General features: G+C 69.3%; 1 protein-coding gene. It reads left to right on the top strand.

The window, feature by feature from the left end:
* On the top strand, positions 1 to 761 hold a 761-nt coding region (locus tag ACXJKJ_RS30465), incomplete at both ends, for a PAS-domain containing protein (RefSeq protein ID WP_457395158.1).

Below are 761 nucleotides of genomic sequence, written 5' to 3' on the forward strand. Positions count from 1 at the left end.
GAACACTGGAACCTGCACCTGCTGCACGATGCCGGCGCGGCCACCAGCGCCGGGCGCAGCGCGGCCATCGGCGGCGGCGCGGCGTGGTTGGCGTTGGGCTTCCTGGTGCTGTTCGTACAGCAGCGGCGGCGGCTGGATGCGCATCGGCAGCGCAGCCGACGCGAGCTGGAAAGCGTGCTGGCCCAGCATGCCGAGGAGCTGCGTACCGCGCAGGATGGCGTGCTGCAGGCCGCCCAGCAGGCCGACAGCGGGCTCAGCCGCAGCCTGGCGCACCTGCCGCAGGGCGTGGTGGTGATCGACAASGAACAGAACCTGGTGGCATGGAATGCGCGCTACCTGGAGCTGTTCAAATTTCCGCCCGGGCTGATCCGGGTCGGCCGCCCTATCGAGGAGATCTTTCGCTACAACGCGCGCCGTGGCCTGCTCGGTCCCGGCCCAATCGATGAGGCGATCGAGCGCCGCTTGAACCACCTGCGCAGCGGCCGGCCGCACATGCGCGAGAGCGAGAAAGACGACGGCACCGTGCTGGAGATCCGCGGCAATCCGCTGCCCGATGGCGGCTTTGTCACCAGCTATGCCGACATCACCGCCTACAAGAACACCGCGCGTGAACTGCGCTCGCTGGCCGATGCGCTGGAGCACCGCGTGGCCGAGCGCACCCGTGACCTGGACGAGGCGCGCCGCGAGGCCGAGCGGGCCAACCGCTACAAATCGCGTTTCGTCGCCTCGGCCGTGCACGACCTGCTGCAACCGTTGAACGC

It is taken from the genome of Roseateles sp. P5_E1 (assembly GCF_054049335.1).